16 protein-coding genes, 1 tRNA gene and 1 other RNA gene are annotated in these 17,317 nt (G+C 36.7%); 13 read left to right on the top strand and 5 right to left on the bottom strand.

The annotated features are described in order from the left end of the window. The first annotated feature begins 558 nt into the window (after window positions 1–558). The 9 genes from CYP43_RS01290 (at window position 559) to CYP43_RS01250 (ending at window position 11,619) form a co-directional block, all read left to right on the top strand. The gene (locus tag CYP43_RS01290) at window positions 559–1,959 is read left to right on the top strand and encodes an aspartate ammonia-lyase (protein ID WP_072595163.1); all 1,401 of its coding nucleotides are present in this window, start codon (window positions 559–561) and stop codon (window positions 1,957–1,959) included. Between the two features lie 91 nt (window positions 1,960–2,050). Further along, window positions 2,051–3,538, top strand: coding sequence for an anaerobic C4-dicarboxylate transporter (locus tag CYP43_RS01285; protein WP_054196953.1), 1,488 nt, complete (start codon window positions 2,051–2,053; stop codon window positions 3,536–3,538). Between the two features lie 294 nt (window positions 3,539–3,832). Then, window positions 3,833–6,106 carry a thiosulfate reductase PhsA gene (gene phsA, locus CYP43_RS01280; protein ID WP_103582212.1) on the top strand — a complete coding sequence of 758 codons (2,274 nt, stop codon included), beginning with the start codon at window positions 3,833–3,835 and terminating at the stop codon, window positions 6,104–6,106. A 9-nt stretch (window positions 6,107–6,115) separates the two neighbouring features. Further along, on the top strand, window positions 6,116–6,679 hold the full coding sequence (locus CYP43_RS01275) for a 4Fe-4S dicluster domain-containing protein (RefSeq protein ID WP_103582211.1): 564 nt from the start codon (window positions 6,116–6,118) through the stop codon (window positions 6,677–6,679). Continuing rightward, a complete protein-coding gene (gene nrfD / locus CYP43_RS01270; RefSeq protein WP_103582210.1) occupies window positions 6,672–7,607 on the top strand; it encodes an NrfD/PsrC family molybdoenzyme membrane anchor subunit in 936 nt (311 codons plus the stop codon). The genes CYP43_RS01275 and nrfD overlap by 8 nt, the downstream gene beginning before the upstream one ends. A gap of 90 nt (window positions 7,608–7,697) precedes the next feature. Continuing rightward, window positions 7,698–8,366, top strand: coding sequence for a response regulator transcription factor (locus tag CYP43_RS01265; protein ID WP_054196949.1), 669 nt, complete (start codon window positions 7,698–7,700; stop codon window positions 8,364–8,366). After that, the gene (locus CYP43_RS01260) at window positions 8,350–9,456 is read left to right on the top strand and encodes a sensor histidine kinase (RefSeq protein ID WP_087580569.1); all 1,107 of its coding nucleotides are present in this window, start codon (window positions 8,350–8,352) and stop codon (window positions 9,454–9,456) included. Before CYP43_RS01265 ends, CYP43_RS01260 begins: the two co-directional genes overlap by 17 nt. 49 nt (window positions 9,457–9,505) lie before the next feature. Continuing rightward, the gene (gene ruvB, locus CYP43_RS01255; protein WP_009294236.1) at window positions 9,506–10,516 is read left to right on the top strand and encodes a Holliday junction branch migration DNA helicase RuvB; all 1,011 of its coding nucleotides are present in this window, start codon (window positions 9,506–9,508) and stop codon (window positions 10,514–10,516) included. A gap of 23 nt (window positions 10,517–10,539) precedes the next feature. Further along, window positions 10,540–11,619, top strand: coding sequence for a cytochrome C (locus CYP43_RS01250; RefSeq protein WP_103582209.1), 1,080 nt, complete (start codon window positions 10,540–10,542; stop codon window positions 11,617–11,619). Here the strand turns inward: CYP43_RS01250 and CYP43_RS09440 are convergent. Then, window positions 11,607–11,771, bottom strand: a complete 165-nt coding sequence (locus tag CYP43_RS09440) for a hypothetical protein (RefSeq protein ID WP_180998624.1) — start codon at window positions 11,769–11,771, stop codon at window positions 11,607–11,609. The genes CYP43_RS01250 and CYP43_RS09440 overlap by 13 nt on opposite strands. A 64-nt stretch (window positions 11,772–11,835) precedes the next feature. Here CYP43_RS09440 and CYP43_RS01245 point away from each other — a divergent pair, with 64 nt between their 5' ends. Genes CYP43_RS01245 through CYP43_RS01235 form a run of 3 tightly spaced genes read left to right on the top strand, consistent with a single transcriptional unit; the run spans window position 11,836 to window position 14,142 of the window. After that, window positions 11,836–12,876 (top strand): AI-2E family transporter, encoded by a 1,041-nt coding sequence (locus CYP43_RS01245; protein ID WP_103582208.1) that lies wholly within the window; start codon window positions 11,836–11,838, stop codon window positions 12,874–12,876. A gap of 14 nt (window positions 12,877–12,890) precedes the next feature. Beyond that, a complete protein-coding gene (locus CYP43_RS01240) occupies window positions 12,891–13,262 on the top strand; it encodes an HIT family protein (RefSeq protein WP_103582207.1) in 372 nt (123 codons plus the stop codon). Then, entirely contained in the window at window positions 13,255–14,142 is an 888-nt protein-coding gene (locus CYP43_RS01235; RefSeq protein WP_103582206.1) for a cache domain-containing protein, read from the top strand. The genes CYP43_RS01240 and CYP43_RS01235 overlap by 8 nt, the downstream gene beginning before the upstream one ends. Window positions 14,143–14,186: 44 nt before the next feature. Here the strand turns inward: CYP43_RS01235 and ssrA are convergent. Together ssrA and CYP43_RS01225 are read right to left on the bottom strand one after the other, a co-directional pair. Next, window positions 14,187–14,545: a transfer-messenger RNA gene (gene ssrA, locus CYP43_RS01230) on the bottom strand. Window positions 14,546–14,571: 26 nt separating this feature from the next. Further along, window positions 14,572–14,976, bottom strand: a complete 405-nt coding sequence (locus CYP43_RS01225) for a histidine phosphotransferase (protein WP_035167557.1) — start codon at window positions 14,974–14,976, stop codon at window positions 14,572–14,574. 86 nt (window positions 14,977–15,062) lie between these two features. Between CYP43_RS01225 and panB the strand changes: the two genes are divergently transcribed. Beyond that, the gene (gene panB, locus CYP43_RS01220; RefSeq protein ID WP_103582205.1) at window positions 15,063–15,872 is read left to right on the top strand and encodes a 3-methyl-2-oxobutanoate hydroxymethyltransferase; all 810 of its coding nucleotides are present in this window, start codon (window positions 15,063–15,065) and stop codon (window positions 15,870–15,872) included. A 36-nt stretch (window positions 15,873–15,908) separates the two neighbouring features. Here panB and CYP43_RS01215 read toward each other — a convergent pair whose 3' ends face one another. Next, window positions 15,909–16,928 carry a bifunctional 3,4-dihydroxy-2-butanone 4-phosphate synthase/GTP cyclohydrolase II gene (locus CYP43_RS01215; RefSeq protein ID WP_103582204.1) on the bottom strand — a complete coding sequence of 340 codons (1,020 nt, stop codon included), beginning with the start codon at window positions 16,926–16,928 and terminating at the stop codon, window positions 15,909–15,911. A 265-nt stretch (window positions 16,929–17,193) separates the two neighbouring features. Further along, a tRNA-Asp gene (locus tag CYP43_RS01210) sits at window positions 17,194–17,270 on the bottom strand. Between the last annotated feature and the right edge of the window lie 47 nt (window positions 17,271–17,317).

Here is a 17,317-nt window from a genome sequence, read left to right as displayed (position 1 = left end):
TAAAAATTATTAAAGTCCAATAAAAAGACTTTATAAATAAGAAAGAAAATTAATAAGAAATTTCTAAAGTATTAGTAAGATTTGTAAAATAAAATTTATTAAATAATATTTTTATGATGCTTAGTTTAAGGGCTCTACTTAAAAATTTAATAAATTTACTTTGCAATATGGTGATATTTACTTAGTCTTTACTTTCTAATGTAATATTAGAAATAAAATTTAACTTTATTTCTTATATTTTTGGATATAAAAAGTGTGATCTAATATTTATTTTATGTTAATTTTCTATATATTTACCTTTTAAGCTTAAAAATTTAAATAAATTTGAGCTAATTATGAGCTTTTTATATAATAAAAAAGTGATATTATTATTAAAATAACAATTTATCTAAGCTATATTATTAAATACAGCTTAAAAGATACTATAAATTTCTCTCCAAAAGTCGTTCTATCTAGGCTAAAAGTAAAAGCTTAAAAAAAATAAGTAGTAATTAATATTTAAAATATTAAATATCTATATAATTTCATTAATACATTTTTTTTATAAGGAGAATGGTTATGGCAACCAGAAAAGAACACGATTTTATAGGTGAGTTGGAAATCTCTGACGATTTTTATTATGGTATCCAAACATTTAGAGCTACCGAAAATTTTCATATGAGTGGTAGAACATTAAAAGAGTATCCATACTTTGTAAAAGCATTTGCACAAATCAAAAAAGCAGCTGCACTTGCAAATAAAGAGGTTGGCGTTTTAGACCCTAAGATCGCTGATACACTAGCAAAGGCCGCTGATAGAGTAATAGCTGGTGAGTTTTTAGATCAATTTGTGGTTGATATGGTTCAAGGTGGTGCTGGAACAAGTACAAACATGAATGCAAATGAGGTTATTACAAATATTGCACTTGAGAGCATGGGTCATAAAAAAGGCGAGTATCAATACATCCATCCAAACGATCATACAAACCTTGGACAAAGCACAAACGACACTTACCCAAGCTCAATAAAAGTAGCAACTTACGCAAAACTTACTGATTTGCTTGCTGCGATGAATCTGCTAAAAGATGAACTTGATAAAAAAGCAAAAGATTTTAAAGATATCATTAAAATGGGTAGAACTGAGCTTGAAGACGCAGTTCCTACAACACTTGGAAATACATTTAATGCATTTGCAAGCTACATTAAAAGCGATATCGAAAAGATTACAGCTGCACGCGAGTCAATGACATATCTAAATATGGGTGCAACTGCGATTGGTACAGGTATTAACTGCCACCCTGATTATAAAAATGTAGTTGTTAAAAAGTTAAAAGATATCACTGGTGTTGATTTCAAAAAAGCTGATGATTTCATTGCAGCCACACAAGATACAGCAGACTTCGTTCACGTAAGTGGCGCGTTAAAAACTGCAGCTGTTAGACTTTCAAAAATCGCAAACGACCTTCGCCTAATGAACTCAGGTCCAAGATGCGGCCTTGGCGAGATAAATTTACCACAAATGCAACCAGGCAGCTCTATCATGCCAGGCAAAGTAAACCCAGTTATCGCTGAGGTCGTAGGCGAAGCGTGCTATGAAGTAATCGGCAATGACGTAACTATCATGCTTTGCTCAGAAAGAGGCGAATTTGAGCTAAATGCGTTTGAGCCAGGCATCGCTTATGCGCTATTTAACTCTATATTTATCCTTGAAAATGCGATGAAAACACTAGCTGAAAAAGCTGTAAGAAAACTAACAGCAAATCCAGAAGCTTGCTTAAAATCAGTTCTAGGCTCAGTTGGTATCGTAACAGCATTTAACCCATACATCGGTTACGAAAAATCTGCAAGCATCGCTAAAGAAGCTTTGCAAACTGGTAAAGCAGTTGGCGATATCTGCCTAGAGAGAGGTTATCTAAGCAAAGAAGAGATCGACAAAATTTTAGAGCCAAAAAATATGCTAAATCCAAGCATGGTTAGGTAAAAATTTAAGCAAAGTATTATTAAAAGCGTGTCAAAATTCTGACACGCTTAAGTAAAAATTTTAGTTATAAAATTTAATAGAGGAGTTTTCAATGGATATTTCATTGATATTACAGTTGATCGTGCTCTTTGGCGCGATATTTTTGGGTGTTAGACTAGGCGGTATGGCTATTGGTTATGCTGGTGGCATCGGCGTCGTAGTTTTAACTTTAGGACTTGGATTAAAAGCAGGTAGTATACCTTGGGATGTTATTTTAATCATCATGTCCGTTATAGCTGCTATTACAGCGATGCAAGTAGCTGGTGGCCTTGATTATTTGGTGCAAATAGCTGAGGGGATACTAAGAAAACATCCAAAATATATAAATTTCTTAGCCCCAGTCGTTACTTACTTGCTAACTGTATTTGCTGGTACTGGACACACAGCATTTTCTATGATTCCAGTTATTACCGAAGTCGCAAAGACACAAAACATTAAGCCTAGTGCGCCTCTTAGTATAGCTGTTGTTGCTAGTCAGATAGCCATTACTGCAAGCCCGGTTTCAGCAGCGGTTGTATTTATGGCTGGTGAGCATGCTTTGGGTGGACTTGGCATTAGCTATCCATTACTATTAGCTATCTGGATACCTACAACTTTTATTGGTTGTATGCTAACAGCTCTTGTTATAAATATATTTTATAATCTTGATCTAAGTAGCGATAAAGAGTATCAAAGAAGACTTAAAGAAGGGCTAATCAAAGATGTTAAAATCGAAGAGAAAAAAGAGCTTCCAAAAGGAGCTAAATTATCTGTTTTAATATTCTTAGTTGGCGTTATTTCTGTCGTTTTATATGCTACTGCTATTAGTAAAAACGTAGGCTGGATAAAACCAAGCTATGTAACAGGCTATGAAAAAATTTATGAGACCAAAAGCCCAGATAAATTTAATGAACTTGTTGCAAAAGATATAAAAGTCAAAACTGACTCAACTACTAATGTAAAATATGTAGAAGATCCAGATAAACCTACAAAGGTGTTGGTATTAACTAGAGATAACGCTATTATGAGCTTTATGCTAGTTATCGCTACTTTAATCACACTAACTTGTGGCGTTAAAGTCGATAAGCTATTTAATACAGCTACATTTAAAAGCGGTATGACCGCGTGCGTCTGCGTGCTAGGTGTAGCGTGGCTTGGAGATACTTTCGTGGTAAATCACACCGATGCGATCAAAAATTTTGCCGGCGATTTTGTTAAAGACTATCCGTTTATGCTAGCTGTTGCGCTATTTTTTGCTAGTATGCTTCTTTACTCTCAAGCCGCTACCGCAAAGGCGCTTATTCCTACGGTTATAGCCGCACTTGGCTTAACTGCTGCAAATAACGGTGACGCATATATTTTAGTTGCATCATTCGCTGCAGTTTCAGCATTGTTTGTGTTGCCAACATATCCGACACTACTTGGAGCCGTTCAAATGGATGATACTGGAACAACTAGGATAGGTAAATATATATTTAACCACTCCTTTTTTATTCCAGGCGTTTTAGCTATTGCTTTTTCTGTTGCACTTGGATTTTTGATAGCTCCGATACTTTTATAAGTATTTTAAATCAAACTTAAGCCGAGATCTCTCTCGGCTTTTTAAATCCCTTGAAAATTTTTTAATTTCTATTCAAAATCCTTAATCAAAATTTTATATTCAAAATTTTTATAAGATTGCGTTAAAAATTATATTAATTAAATTTATCTTTTTTAGAATTTTACTCATTTTGATATTAGAACACCAATTTTTTAAAACTAAAAATCTAAATATAAATATTAAGTAAAATTTAATTTTATTTTCAACTTTAAATACTAGAATAACTAAAGGCAAATATCTTTTAAAGGGAGAAAGATGAGCTTAAATAGACGAGAATTTTTAAAATTCGGTGCTGGAGTTAGTATGGTTGCATCATCCTTACCGGGTGGTGCTTTAGAAAATACTGCAAAGCAAGATGAGAAGTATGTCCGCAGCTTTTGCGAGATGTGCTCTTCAAGATGCCCTATTGAAGCAAAGGTCGTTGATAATAAAATTTGCTTCTTAAGTGGTAATCCGAAAGCTGGTGGTACGGCAACTTCGCTTTGTGCAAGAGGTGGCTCTGGTTTTAGTCAGCTTTATGACGAAAATAGAGTCAAAAAGCCTTTGATCAGGGTTGGTGAGAGAGGCGAAAATAAGTGGCGCGAGGCCAGCTGGGACGAAGCACTTGATCTAGTTGCTTCAAAAATGCTTGAGATAAAGCAAAAGTATGGCCCTGAAAGCTTCGTTTTTACCTGTAAAAGCTCGCAAACGCATAAGCTAATGGTAAATTTTGCCTCAGCTTACGGCTCGCCAAACTGCTTTTCACACTTTTCATGCTGTCCTATCACATATCAAATGGTCTGCGAGCAGATGTATGGCATAGCTAAGCTAAAAAGAGACTTTGCAAATGCAAAATACGTTGTAAATTTTGGTCACAATCTCTTTGAAGGCATAGTTATAGCCGATGCTAAAAAACTTGCTAAATTTGCGGCTAAAAAAGATACAAAGCTACTTGTACTTGAGCCAAGATTTAGCGTGGTGGCTTCAAAGGCTGATGAGTGGCTACCAGTTAGACCTGGCACTGATCTAGCTTTTGTGCTAGCTATCATAAATACATGGATACAAAATGGTACTTATGATAAAGAATTTATTGAGAAATTTACAATTGGCTTTGATGAGATCGTTAAAAGCATAGAGGGCAAAACGCCTGAATGGCAAGAGGCGATCACCGGCATAAAAGCAAGTGATGTTAGACGCATCGCTGATGAAATTTATAAAGCTGCCCCAAGAGTTATTTTTGATTTTGGGCATAAGACAACCACTACAAGAGCTGAATATATGCGAACAAAAGCCATCATGGTGGCAAATGCGATGATGGGTAACTGGGAGGTCAAAGGTGGTCTTTTTGGTGGCAAAAATGCAAAAACCTTTAACAAGCTAGTTGGCGAGGATAAATTTCCAGTTCTTAAAAATCCAGATGAGAAATTTAAAGTGCCAAAAGTCACTAGACTAGACTTCGCTGGCGAGGCTGGTAGGCATAAATTTGTAAGTAGAAAACATGGCGTTTTGATGGATATAAATGACGCTATCTTAAACGAGAAGCCTTACGCCATAAAAGGCTGGTTTAACATCCGCTTTAACCACCTAATAAACGTTGCTGAGACGATGAAGAGCATAGAGGCTATGAAGAAGCTTGATTTTATCGTGGTAAGCGATGTTTATCTAAACGATATGGCGACATTTGCTGATGTCATCTTGCCTGAGAGTAGCTACCTAGAGCGCGACGAGGGCATAGAGGATAAGTCAGGTCTAAAGCCAGCTTATATGATAAGAAATAAAGTTATTGATCCAGTTGGCGACACAAGAGATGGGGCATTTATCTTTAGAGAGCTAGCACGCCGCATGAAGATAGATGAGCTTTACACTTGGAACGATATACGTGAGTTTAGGATGCAGCAAGCTGGCGGAGATGTAAATTTACTTGCTGCGCTGGAAAAAGATGGCTTTATCACGTGGGATGAGCCGGGAATTTTGTTTAGAGAAAAAGGCATGATCGATAAATTTGTTGCTAAATATCCAGTCGCTACTAAATTTATAGGTGAAAATGGTCTAATGGATGATATGGCTAAGCTTAAAACAAAAAGCGGCAAGATAGAGCTATTTTTGCCTGATGTCGAGGCGCAGTTTGCAGGATATGGCGCGCTAAATGATAAAGATATGGACACATTTGATGGACATGATCTTTGTTTAACTTGTGGCAAAACGCCTATTCATACCAACGGCCACACTCAGGCGGTGCCGTCGCTTCATGATCTTATGAGTGATAGCCCTATCTGGATAAATCCAAAAACAGCTAAACGTAAAAATTTACGAGATGGCGATATGGTCGTGGTAAAAAATAAATTTGGCGAGCAAAAGGGCAAGCTTATGGTGACTGATGGCATTAGAGAAGATACACTCTTTATCTATCACGGCTTTGGACACATCACTCCAGCTCTTAAGAGTATAGATCACGTGGGGCTAAATACAAGCGTGCTTCTTAATCCAGCCGAAGGGCCAGTGGCTGCGACTATGGTTACAAATGTTGGCGTTAGCATAAGTAAAGCGTAAGGATAGAAAATGAAAAAATATATGATGATACATGATGAAAATTTATGCATCGGCTGTCAAGGCTGCTCGGTAGCTTGCAGAAGTGCAAACAACGTACCAAGGGGACTTTACCGCTTGCAGGTGCATGCAAAGATGAGTGGGACATTTCCAAATTTAAAGACTGACTTTTTACGTCAAAGCTGTGTTATGTGCGAAGATGCACCTTGTGTTGAGGTTTGCCCAACTGGCGCTAGCTTTAAAACAGCTGATGGCGTAACGCTGCTTGATCATAGAATTTGCGTTAGTTGCAAGTATTGCATCCTAGCCTGTCCATACGACGCTCGCTACGTCATGCCAGATGGCGAGATAGGCAAATGCACATTTTGCTATGAGAGTAGGCTAGAAGAGGGCAAAGAGCCAGCTTGCGTTAGCGTCTGCCCTACAAATGCCCTAACTTTTGGCGATGTAAATGATGAAAACTCTAAAATTTCAAAGAAATTAAAAGAGAGCAAATACTACTTGCCAAAAGCGGAGCTAAACACAAAACCTTCACTTGCGATGATCGCAAATACAAAAGGAGTACACCATGAATAACATGTCAGGAAGCCTAGCTCAATACTCTGAAATTTACTGGGGTTGGCCGATAGCCGTTTATCTATTTTTAGCAGGACTTAGTGCGGGTGCTAGCATCGTTGCTGTGCTCATTTCAAAAAAGTATGGCAAAGAGAACTACTATTTTAAAGCAGCTGCTCTTATCGCTCCAGTGGCGATCGTCCTTGGACTTGCTCTTTTGGTGCTTGATCTTGGCAAGCCGCTTAGCTTTTACTGGATCTTGTTGCTTTATAACTTTGACTCAGTTATGTCAATAGGCGTTGCACTACTTTTAGTTTATACGCCTCTTAGCGTTATATATGCAGTTGGTGCATTTAAAAACGAGATTGCATTGCTTAAAATTCCTCTTTTTGATGTGGTTGCAAATTTTGCTAGCAAGCTTTCAAGCCTACTTGAAATTTTGCTTTTTATCCTAGGCATTGGCGTTGGTGCATATACAGGCTTCTTGCTAAGCGCAGCTCACAAGATCGCACTTTGGAACACACCAGTTTTACCAGTATTATTCTTGGTGTCTGGCTTAAGCTGTGCTGGTGCATTTACATTATTAATCGGTGTACTAAAAGATAAAGAGAAAAAACATAACGATGCTGCACACTATTTATTAAAATTTGACTTTTTTGCGATTATAGTTGAGTTTTTACTTATAGTTGTACTTTTTGTACTTGTTTCAAATGCAAGTGCAAGCGGCGCAAATACAGTTGCTAGTGCACTCAGTGTAAATTCTCTTGGTTTGATGTTTTATATAGGTGTTATTGGTTTTGGTATGGCATTGCCTATCATTTTGGATTTAAGCGTTTTAAAGGTGCATGATTTTAAACGCGAATTTGCCGTGATCAACGCGCTATTCGTAATATGTGGCGTCTTTTTGCTAAGGTGTTACATTGTCTATGCGGGGCAAATTTTTATTTAATGCTTAAAAAATAATTTTAATTTTGAATTTACCTATTAAATATTACAATAGGGCTAAATCTTAATAAGACTTATTTTTTAGGAGAGAGATTTGAAAATTTTACTTTTAGAAGATGATTTAGGGTTTCAAGAGAGCGTCTGTGAGTTTTTACAGACGCTTGGTTATGAAGTTACAGCGGTGAGCGATGGACAAGAAGCGTGTGATCTGATAGAGAAAAATTTCTATCATCTTTTTATACTTGATATAAAAGTACCTGGTGTAAATGGACATGAAGTTATCAAGTATATAAGAAGTCTAAATCCAAACGCTCCTATCATGATAACAACATCTTTAGTTGATATAGGCGATATGGCTATTGGCTATGAGCTTGGCTGTAACGAATACCTAAAAAAGCCATTTGAGCTTGCTGAGCTTAAATTTAGAGTAGCTGAGCTTATGAGAAAATACTATGGAACTGACGATAAAAACATAGTAAAGATCAATGACGAATTTAGCTTTAATCTAAACAAGCGTGCGCTATTTAAAAACGGCAAAATGGTCGATCTTAGCGCAAAAGAAGTCGCACTTGTTGAGTGTCTAGTTTCACATCTAAATTCTTACGTCAGCATGGAAGAGCTAAGAGATCTTGTCTGGAACGATAAAGAGATAGAAGGCGCTGATATCAGAATGCACGTTTTAAAGATAAGAAACAAAACAACTAGTGACTTTATCACTTCAAAGAGGCGTATAGGCTACAAGATAGATGCACAAGAGCTTTAAGATCCAGATCATAGCGACATTTGTGATAATGTCGCTTTTTTGTTTTCAAAGCTTTGTGATCTTAAATTTAAGCCAAAAAAATAGCACTTCAAAAGCTCTTTTTGGTGCGATGAAGCATGAAACTATTATCAAAAATTCATTTTTAAAAAATGAAAATATAACTCCTTCTTTAAAGTATAAATTTGCAATCTATGATGTAAATTTTAATCCAATTATTTCAAATCTCGCCAAGCAGCCAAGTAACTTTAAATTTGTAACACTTGAAGAAAATGGCTTCTTGTTTTATAAAAGTTTTTTTATAAAGGATAAAACGCCTTATTATATTGTCGTTGAAAAAGAGCTTGATAATGAAAAAAGTATATTTCTAGCGGCACTTATGCTCCTTGTCATCCTTGTGGCTGTGCTTTTTATCGTATATTTCTTATATCTAAGCAGCGTTAAGCCCTATAAAGAGTTTCAAAAATATATGAACAATTTCTTTAATGACGCCATGCACGAGCTAAAGACCCCACTTGGCGTGGCTGGCATGAACCTTGAGATGCTTGGACTTGAAAACAAGTATATAACCCGCATCAAAAACGCTTTAAAACAGATGCAAATAACCTACGAAGATGTTGAGTATTTTATAAAGCGTGGCTACATCAAATTCTCAAATGAGCGGCTAAATTTAGGCGAGTACGTGAGTGAAAGGGTGAAATTTTTACAAAGTGTGGCAGATGTCAAGCACATAGTTATAAATACAAATTTGGTAGATGATGCCTATATCATACTAAGCAAAGTAGAGGCTCAACGTATCATTGATAATACGATTACAAACGCTATAAAATACAGCCAAAAAGAGAGCGAGATACTAATAAATTTAAGCTTTGAGGATGAGCGCATAAAGCTTAGTGTGCAGGACTTTGGCAAGGGGATAAAGGACGTCAAAAAGGTCTGGAAAAGATACGTCAGAGAGGATGAAATCCAAGGTGGCTTTGGTCTCGGGCTAAATATCGTCAGTGAAATTTGCCAAAAACATGAAATTACATACGGCGTTGATAGCGTCTACGGCGAGGGCAGCACCTTTTATTATAAATTTAAACGAGCTTAAATTAAGCATAAAAGCGTAAAATGAAGCCTTAAATTTAGAAGGAAAAACTTTGGATAGAATCGTTGAAATCGAAAAAGTAAGCTTTGAAAATGACTTTGAAGTCTCGCTTAGACCGACAAAATTTGAAGACTACATCGGACAAGAAAAGATCAAGCAAAATTTAGATGTCTTTATAAAAGCAGCCAAAAAGCGAAATGAGTGCCTAGATCACGTGCTATTTTACGGCCCTCCAGGACTTGGTAAAACCACCCTTGCTCACATCATCGCAAACGAGATGGGTGTAAGTATCAAAATGACCGCAGCGCCGATGATAGAAAAGAGTGGTGATCTTGCGGCGATCCTTACAAATTTACAAGAGGGCGACGTGCTTTTTATCGATGAGATCCACCGCCTAAGCCCAGCTATCGAGGAGGTGCTTTACCCTGCGATGGAGGACTTTAGGCTAGACATTATCATAGGCTCTGGCCCAGCTGCCCAGACTATCAAGATAGACTTGCCAAAATTTACGCTAATAGGAGCAACGACACGTGCTGGCATGATCTCAGCGCCTTTAAGAGACCGCTTTGGAATGGACTTTAGGCTGCAGTTTTATACAAGCAGCGAGCTAAGCCGTATTGTGCAGATCGCCTCAGCTAAGCTTGGCAAAGAGTGCGACAAAAACGCCTCACTTGAGATCGCCAAACGCTCACGTGCCACGCCTAGGATTGCTCTTAGGCTATTAAAGAGGATTCGCGACTTTGCTGAGGTAAATGACGAGCTAATCATCAGCCACGAGCGTGCAAAAGAGGGGCTTAACGCGCTTGGTGTAAATTCGCTTGGGTTTGACGAGATGGATATTAGGTATTTAGAAATTTTGATGCAAGCAAGGCGTCGTCCTATGGGACTTAGCACGATCGCTGCGGCACTTAGTGAGGATGAGGGCACAGTTGAGGACGTCATCGAGCCATATCTGCTTGCAAATGGCTTTATCGAGCGCACTGCAAAGGGCAGGATCGCAAGTGCGAAGTGCTTTGAGACCTTTAACGTCAAGATCGACATCGAAAAAGGGCTTTTTGAGTAGCAAAATTTAAATTTGGAGCAAAAATGGGTGAGCCATATCTTTGTCCTAAGTGCAAGCAAAGGACGATTTACTTTGATGGGATCTGCTATGATTGCAGACAAAAAGAGAAGCTCGAGTTTTATCAAGGCTTAAGCGAGGCTGAGATTAAGCAAAAGCTAAAAAATGTCCTAGCTCACACAGACGAGATAGGCAAATATGATGAAATTTATAGCGACCTTGTCTATATTTTTTACCTGCACGGCATTTGCGACGAGCAGATAATAAGAGAAGTGACCAAAGAGTGTGAATACTATCCATTTGAAATTTACAAAAACGCCTCAAGTGACGTAAGAGATGAGCTCATAAATAGTCTAAATGGTGCTGAAAATATCGTAAAAATAAATCACATCCTTTGCGCACTTGCCTGGCAGGGCGATGAGGTGGTAAGGGATCTATTTTTTAAGCTCTATAATGCGCCAAAGCCTTGGAAGGCGAAGCTTCATGTTGATATGTACGGATATGCGCAGGTTGCTGGCTGGAGCTTTGACGAGAGTGGCAAGAGAAGAAGCCTAGTTTTTGATAAATGTTTTACATGTGGGCCAAGCCAAAACGCAGATGCAAGCATTAAATTTAAAGCACTAAGCGATGAAAAATGTAAATTTTGTAGCGGCGAGATGCTAGAATTTATCATCAAAAAAGAGAGTCTAAAGCGACTTGGACTAGAGCTAAAAAACGATGCTGTACTTAAATTTTGTCCAACATGCGTTGGTCTTGTGCAGTATTTTTGCCAAAATGGCGGCAATAGCGTGCAAACAAAGATAGTAGGCGAGGGTGAGAGTGAGGACTATTTAAGAGACGCTGTGGCAACGCTTGATGGGCAAAATTTCGAGCTAGCCAGCGAGGTTTACGCTCACTACTCGTATATGATAGATAGTGAAATTTTGCTTGGTGGATATCCACAGTGGGAGCAAGATGCTGAGTATTTAAAATGTCCAAAATGTAGCAAAAGCATGAAATATCTAGCACAAATTCCTCTTGGAAGTCTAGTAGATGGCGAGGGAACTATATATGTTCAAATATGTGATGAATGCGAGATCGTCGGGGCAAATTTTCAGTGCACGTAAATGTCTAAATTTGTAGGAGCTTTTGAGCTAGAAATTTTGCGTAAAACTATAAATTTATCTAAATTTACTAAGCGCCAGTAGCATGCTAAAAATGCCAAAAGCCTAGCCGTACTTGCTAGCTTTGCAAGCTTGATGGCAAAGAGATTGAGCAAATTTGGGAAGCAAATGAGCAGCTTTGATAAATTTGCTATAATTACCCCATTTTAAGGGAGCAAGATGAATAATAGACTATTTTTTGGAATTTTTGTATTTTGTGCTTTGGCTTTGGTGGTCTATCTTTTTAAACCATATCTGCTTGATATTTTTATCGCTGCACTGCTTGCTGTCGCAGTTTCAAATGTCCAAATCGCATTTTTATCGCTCACTAAAAACCGCAAGACACTTTCATCGGCTCTTACCACGTCTGTGCTTCTTTGCTTATTTATCGCCCCACTTCTTTATGCGGTAGTTGAGATCGCAAAATACGCAGCTGGCTTTGATATAAACAATGTCACAAAGACTATCGAATTTATCAAAAATTATGATTTTAGGATGCCTGAGTCGATAAATTTTTTAGAGCCAAAAATAAAAGAATTTATAGGCGGACTTGATATTAAGATGCTATTTTCCCAGCTTGCTACAAATCTCGCAAATTTAGGCAAGCTAAGCCTTAAATTTGGCATTGATATGATCATTATCTTGGTCTTTTTCTTTTTTTGCAATCTTTACGGCAATGAACTAATCAGCTATCTAAAATATGCACTTCCGCTAAAACAAGATGACACAGAGTCTATTTTAAGCGAAGTTGGCAACGTGATGAGTGTGGTTTTTTATTCAACCATTGCAAATATGATAATCCAAGGCTTTTTGTTTGCTATTATCACAAGCTTTTACGGATATGATGGCGTGCTAACTGGTATCTTTTTTAGCTTTGCTTCGCTTATTCCAGTTGTTGGCGGCATTTTGGCATGGGGGCCTATTAGTATCTATGAATTTGCAAATGCCAACATAGCAGCATCGATAACTATCGCAATTTATACGATCGTAGTGATCTCATTTGCAGCTGATACGCTTTTAAAACCACTTGTTATTAAATTTATAAACTCAAAGCTGGTTAAAATACCAACAAAAATAAATGAACTTCTTATATTCTTTGCGATGCTCGCCGGCATCACGACATTTGGGTTTTGGGGTGTGATCCTTGGACCAGCGATCGTAACATTTTTTATCTCGACTATCAAACTTTATACGCTTTTAAGAGAGAGAAATTTTGTATAAAAATAGGAACAAATATGATCTATGAAGATAAATTTATAAAAATCGAGCGTGAAGACAATGAACTTCCTTGGATAAAAATTTTTACCATTAAGCCATTTCGTGAGCTAAGCGATTGTGATGAAGCGAGTAGGGTTAGGCTTTTTGAGGCGATGCTTATAAGTGAAAAGGCGATGCTTGAGTTTTATAAACCAACCAAGATAAATATCGCTAGTTTTGGTAACTACGTGCCACATGTGCATATTCATGTTATTGCTAGATTTAGTGATGACGCATTTTTTCCAGATAGCGTTTGGGCTAATCCAAAAAGAAAAAGCGAGCTTGCGTTGCCAGAATTTGATAAATTTGCAAAATTTTTAGAAGAAAAGTTAAGGGCTAGTTTTGAATAAGTATAAAAAATATCTTAATTTTTATATCATTTTTATCTTTATCATAGTGCTTGGAGGGCTTTTTTACTTTCTTTACAGCTCTTATATGGCTGAAAAGATGCAAAATAATATGCGAGTCTTTTTTGATTACCAGGTAAAACAGCTTAATAAAAGTATAGATGATGAGAAATTTTCATCAATGGCAATCTCTATATTGCTTGCTCAAAATGAGTCTATACAAATGTGCTTGCTAGGTCAAAGCCGCGATGAATGCATAAAAAATATCGAAAATTTAACCAAAACCCTTGGCGCAGCTTCGATGTATAACAACATTAAGCTTCACATTTATGATAAAGATCTAAAAAGCTATGTAAGGAGTTGGGATCTAAACAGATATGGCGATATGATCGCTAGTAGTAGGTTTTTAGTGCAAGAGTCAAGGCATCAAAACAAGCCCATGGTCGGCATCGAGGCGTGGTATGCTGGAACGCATATAAGGGCTGTCTCAAACGTAGTACGTGATGGTAAAATTATTGGCAACATCGAGGTTTTGTTAAATTTTGACTCACTTGGAAATTATTTTAAAAAGCAAGGAATTGATCTATTTGTTCTTTTGGCAAAAGACAAGATGCCATCACGTAAAAGCATTCCGAGTGATCAAATTTTAAATGATTATTACATCGAAAATTTAAGCAGTGCAAATTTAAACATAGTAGGTTTTTTGCGTGATATTAATTTTAAAGAATATGAATTTTACGTTTATAAAACGCACTACTTTTGCGTGGTACCACTAATAGATGCTAGCAACACACATATAGGCTATTATGTGCTTCATGTAAATACTAATGAAAAAGAGCGAAATATTTCACAAAATTATTTTGAGTCAGAAGAGCTTTTTTAATTTAAGCTATTTAATAAAATTTTTATTTGTATTTTAGATAGAAATGGTGGAAGCGAGGGGGATCGAACCCCTGTCCAAAAACAAAATGCATACAGCCTCTACACGCTTAGCAAAAGTGAAAATTTCATCTAAAAAGGCTCACTTTCCAAAACCAAAATTTAGACTAAGACTAAAATTTCAGCTAGCAAGCAGTCACTTTGCGAGCCTACTCTAGCTAAATTACTTGCTTTTGTCCTAGCTAGAATTAGACTAAGCAAGGCTCAACTGAACTTACGCAGCTTTAGCGTAAGCAGGAGCGAAATTAACGTTGTTTGCGTTTAAATTTAATTTGAGCTTTTTACGCTTTGCTCAAAGCGACGTGCCACCGTACACACTCTGCTCCTGTCGAAGCCAAGTCGCTCCCAAAAAATAAAATGGTTAGTGAATTATTTAGTTAAGTTTTGCAGGCACATCAATGATTTTTGGTTCAAGAACGCTAAAATATTCAAAATCGTTCTCGACATCATCTTTATATTTATTAAACTGATCGCTAATAAGTAGCAACCAATCTATAAATTTATCATTTGCTGGCCCTTTTAGACTTCTTGCCTCTTGAGTTATCTCTTCAGCTAAAGTTGTAAGCTTTAATATCGGATCAAGATGCATGAATCCTGCTGCTGATTTAATATTATGAAAAATCCTAGTAAGCTCTAAGATACTATCTTTATATTTATCAGCTCTTCCTAAATTTATTATCAAAGGCTCAAGTAAATCGCACATTAAAGCATAGTGAGATAAAAATTCTTCAACTATATCATAAGAGTAATCTATTTCAAGCCTTTTTAATATACCCATTTTTATGTCCTTAAGAAATTGGCGTAATTGTAGCAAAAATTTGATAAAATTGTTAGCCTTTTAGCTAAAAATCCTTGGAGCTTGCAATGAAAAATGAAAAAACTCAGAAGAAAAAACTAAGCATAAATGATATAAAAAATAAAAAAGGCATTGAGCCTATTATAATGATAACTGCCTATGATGCGTTATTTGCTAAGCTTTTTGATGATTATGCTGATATTATTTTGGTTGGCGATAGCTTAAATATGAGTTTTAATATGCAAGAAAGTACGATAAGTGCGGACATGAATACCATGCTTTATCATACAAAGGCCGTTTGTAATGGAGCTAAAAATACTTTTATCATGGCCGATATGCCATTTGGTAGTTACACAAATGAAAAGCAAGCGATAAAAAATGCGATGAAATTTTTCAAACAGACAAATGCCGATGCAGTAAAGCTCGAAGTTGGCATGCACCAAGTAAATTTAGTGAAGCGCCTTTGTGAAGAGGGCATAAACGTTATGGCTCACATTGGCTTAAAGCCTCAGTTTTATAAATTTGAAGGTGGATATAAGATAAAAGGCAGAAGCGAGATCGAGGTAAAAAAACTAATTGAAGAGGCTTTGGCGTTTGAGCAAGCTGGAGCATTTGGTATCTTACTTGAGGGCACGATGAGTAGCGTGGCTAGCGAGATAACAAAGCAAGTTCATGTACCAGTTATTGGTATCGGATCTGGAGTAAACGTCGATGGGCAAGTACTTGTGTGGTCTGATATGCTTGGGTTTTTTGAAGACTTTAAACCAAAATTTGTAAAAAGATATCTTGATGGAGCGGATATTGTAAGAAAGAGTGTGCAATCCTACGCAAATGATGTAAAAGGCAAAATTTTTCCAAGTGAAGAATTTTGCTATTAGGATGATCAATATCCGCATTAAAAGAACGTGGCAAAATTAAATTTCTTTATAGTCTTTTATATCAAGTCCAAAGCCTGCAAGACTTACAAATTCTTTATTTTTATTTGAGCTTAAAAGCTCAATTTCGCTTATGCCAAAATACTTTAAAATTTGTGCCCCAATGCCATAATCTTTTTGTGAGCTTGCATCGCTTTTATTACTGTCTAAAAATAGTAACACTCCACCATTTTTACTTAAAAAATCCAACGACTTTAATAAATTATCAAATTTATCTCCGCTTAAAAGCTCATGGTCTTTGCTTATTTTTTGAAATTTTACATTAGCTTGCGCTTTTGTCTCTCCGAAAACATAGGCAGCGTGATTTTTATTTTCGTGATCTTTTATGTCATATCTTTTTGCTTCAAAACCACAGATTTTTACACTCTTTGCGGGCGAAACCTCTATTAAGCTTTCGTGGCTAAGTCTGTATTCTACTAATTCAGAAACGCTTATCATATTTAGGTTAAATTTTTTACAGAATTCTTCCAGATAATCACGTCTGGCCATTGTGCCATCTTCTTTTACGATCTCGCAAATTGCTGCCATTGGACTAACGCCAGCAAGTTTGCAAAGATCAACTGATCCTTCAGTATGACCTGTTCGAACGAGTACGCCGCCTTTCTTTGCAATAAGCGGAAATATATGCCCAGGCCTTACAAAATTTTCAGGCACCGAATCAGTACTAGCAGCAAGTCTAATCGTCATATCACGCTCATAAGCACTTACGCCTGTTGTTGCCTCCTTTGCATCAATTGTGACAGTAAATGCGGTTTCGTGGCTAGATGTATTTTTAGAAACCATTAGCGGCAAATCAAGTCTTTTTGCGTTTGCTTCATCCATCGCAAGGCAAAGCACACCTTTTGCATGAGTGATCGCAAAATTTACCTTTTGCATATCGCTGCTTGCCGCTGAAAAGACCAAGTCTCCTTCATTCTCACGGTCTTCGTCATCGACCATAATTACCATTTTGCCATTTTTTATATCTTCAATCGCTTTTAATACATTTTCAAATGCCATAAATTTCCCTTATTAAATTTTTACGATTATATTGATTTTTTGATAACTTAGAGATAAAAATATTAATTTTGATTTGTCTTGTATCAATTATTTAGAAATTTTAGAAAAAGATTTATTTTTAAATATATGCGATTTAGTGGCGATAAATTAGATTTTACTTTTTAATTTATTTTATATGTAAAATTTTAAAACATAAATTTTTTAATAAATACACTATTTTTAAGAATTATAGTAATGGTGAAAATGAAAGTCAAAGAATAATAGATGGCGCAGCGGACGGGGCTCGAACCCGCGACCTCCGCCGTGACAGGGCGGCATTCTAACCAACTGAACTACCGCTGCACCTAAAATGGTGGTCGCTATAAGACTCGAACTTATGACATCCACCT

Source organism: Campylobacter concisus (assembly GCF_002913045.1).
Taxonomy (GTDB): domain Bacteria; phylum Campylobacterota; class Campylobacteria; order Campylobacterales; family Campylobacteraceae; genus Campylobacter_A; species Campylobacter_A concisus_AP.
Note: the sequence above shows the minus strand (reverse complement) of the source record. Positions and strands in the feature narration are given on the sequence as shown.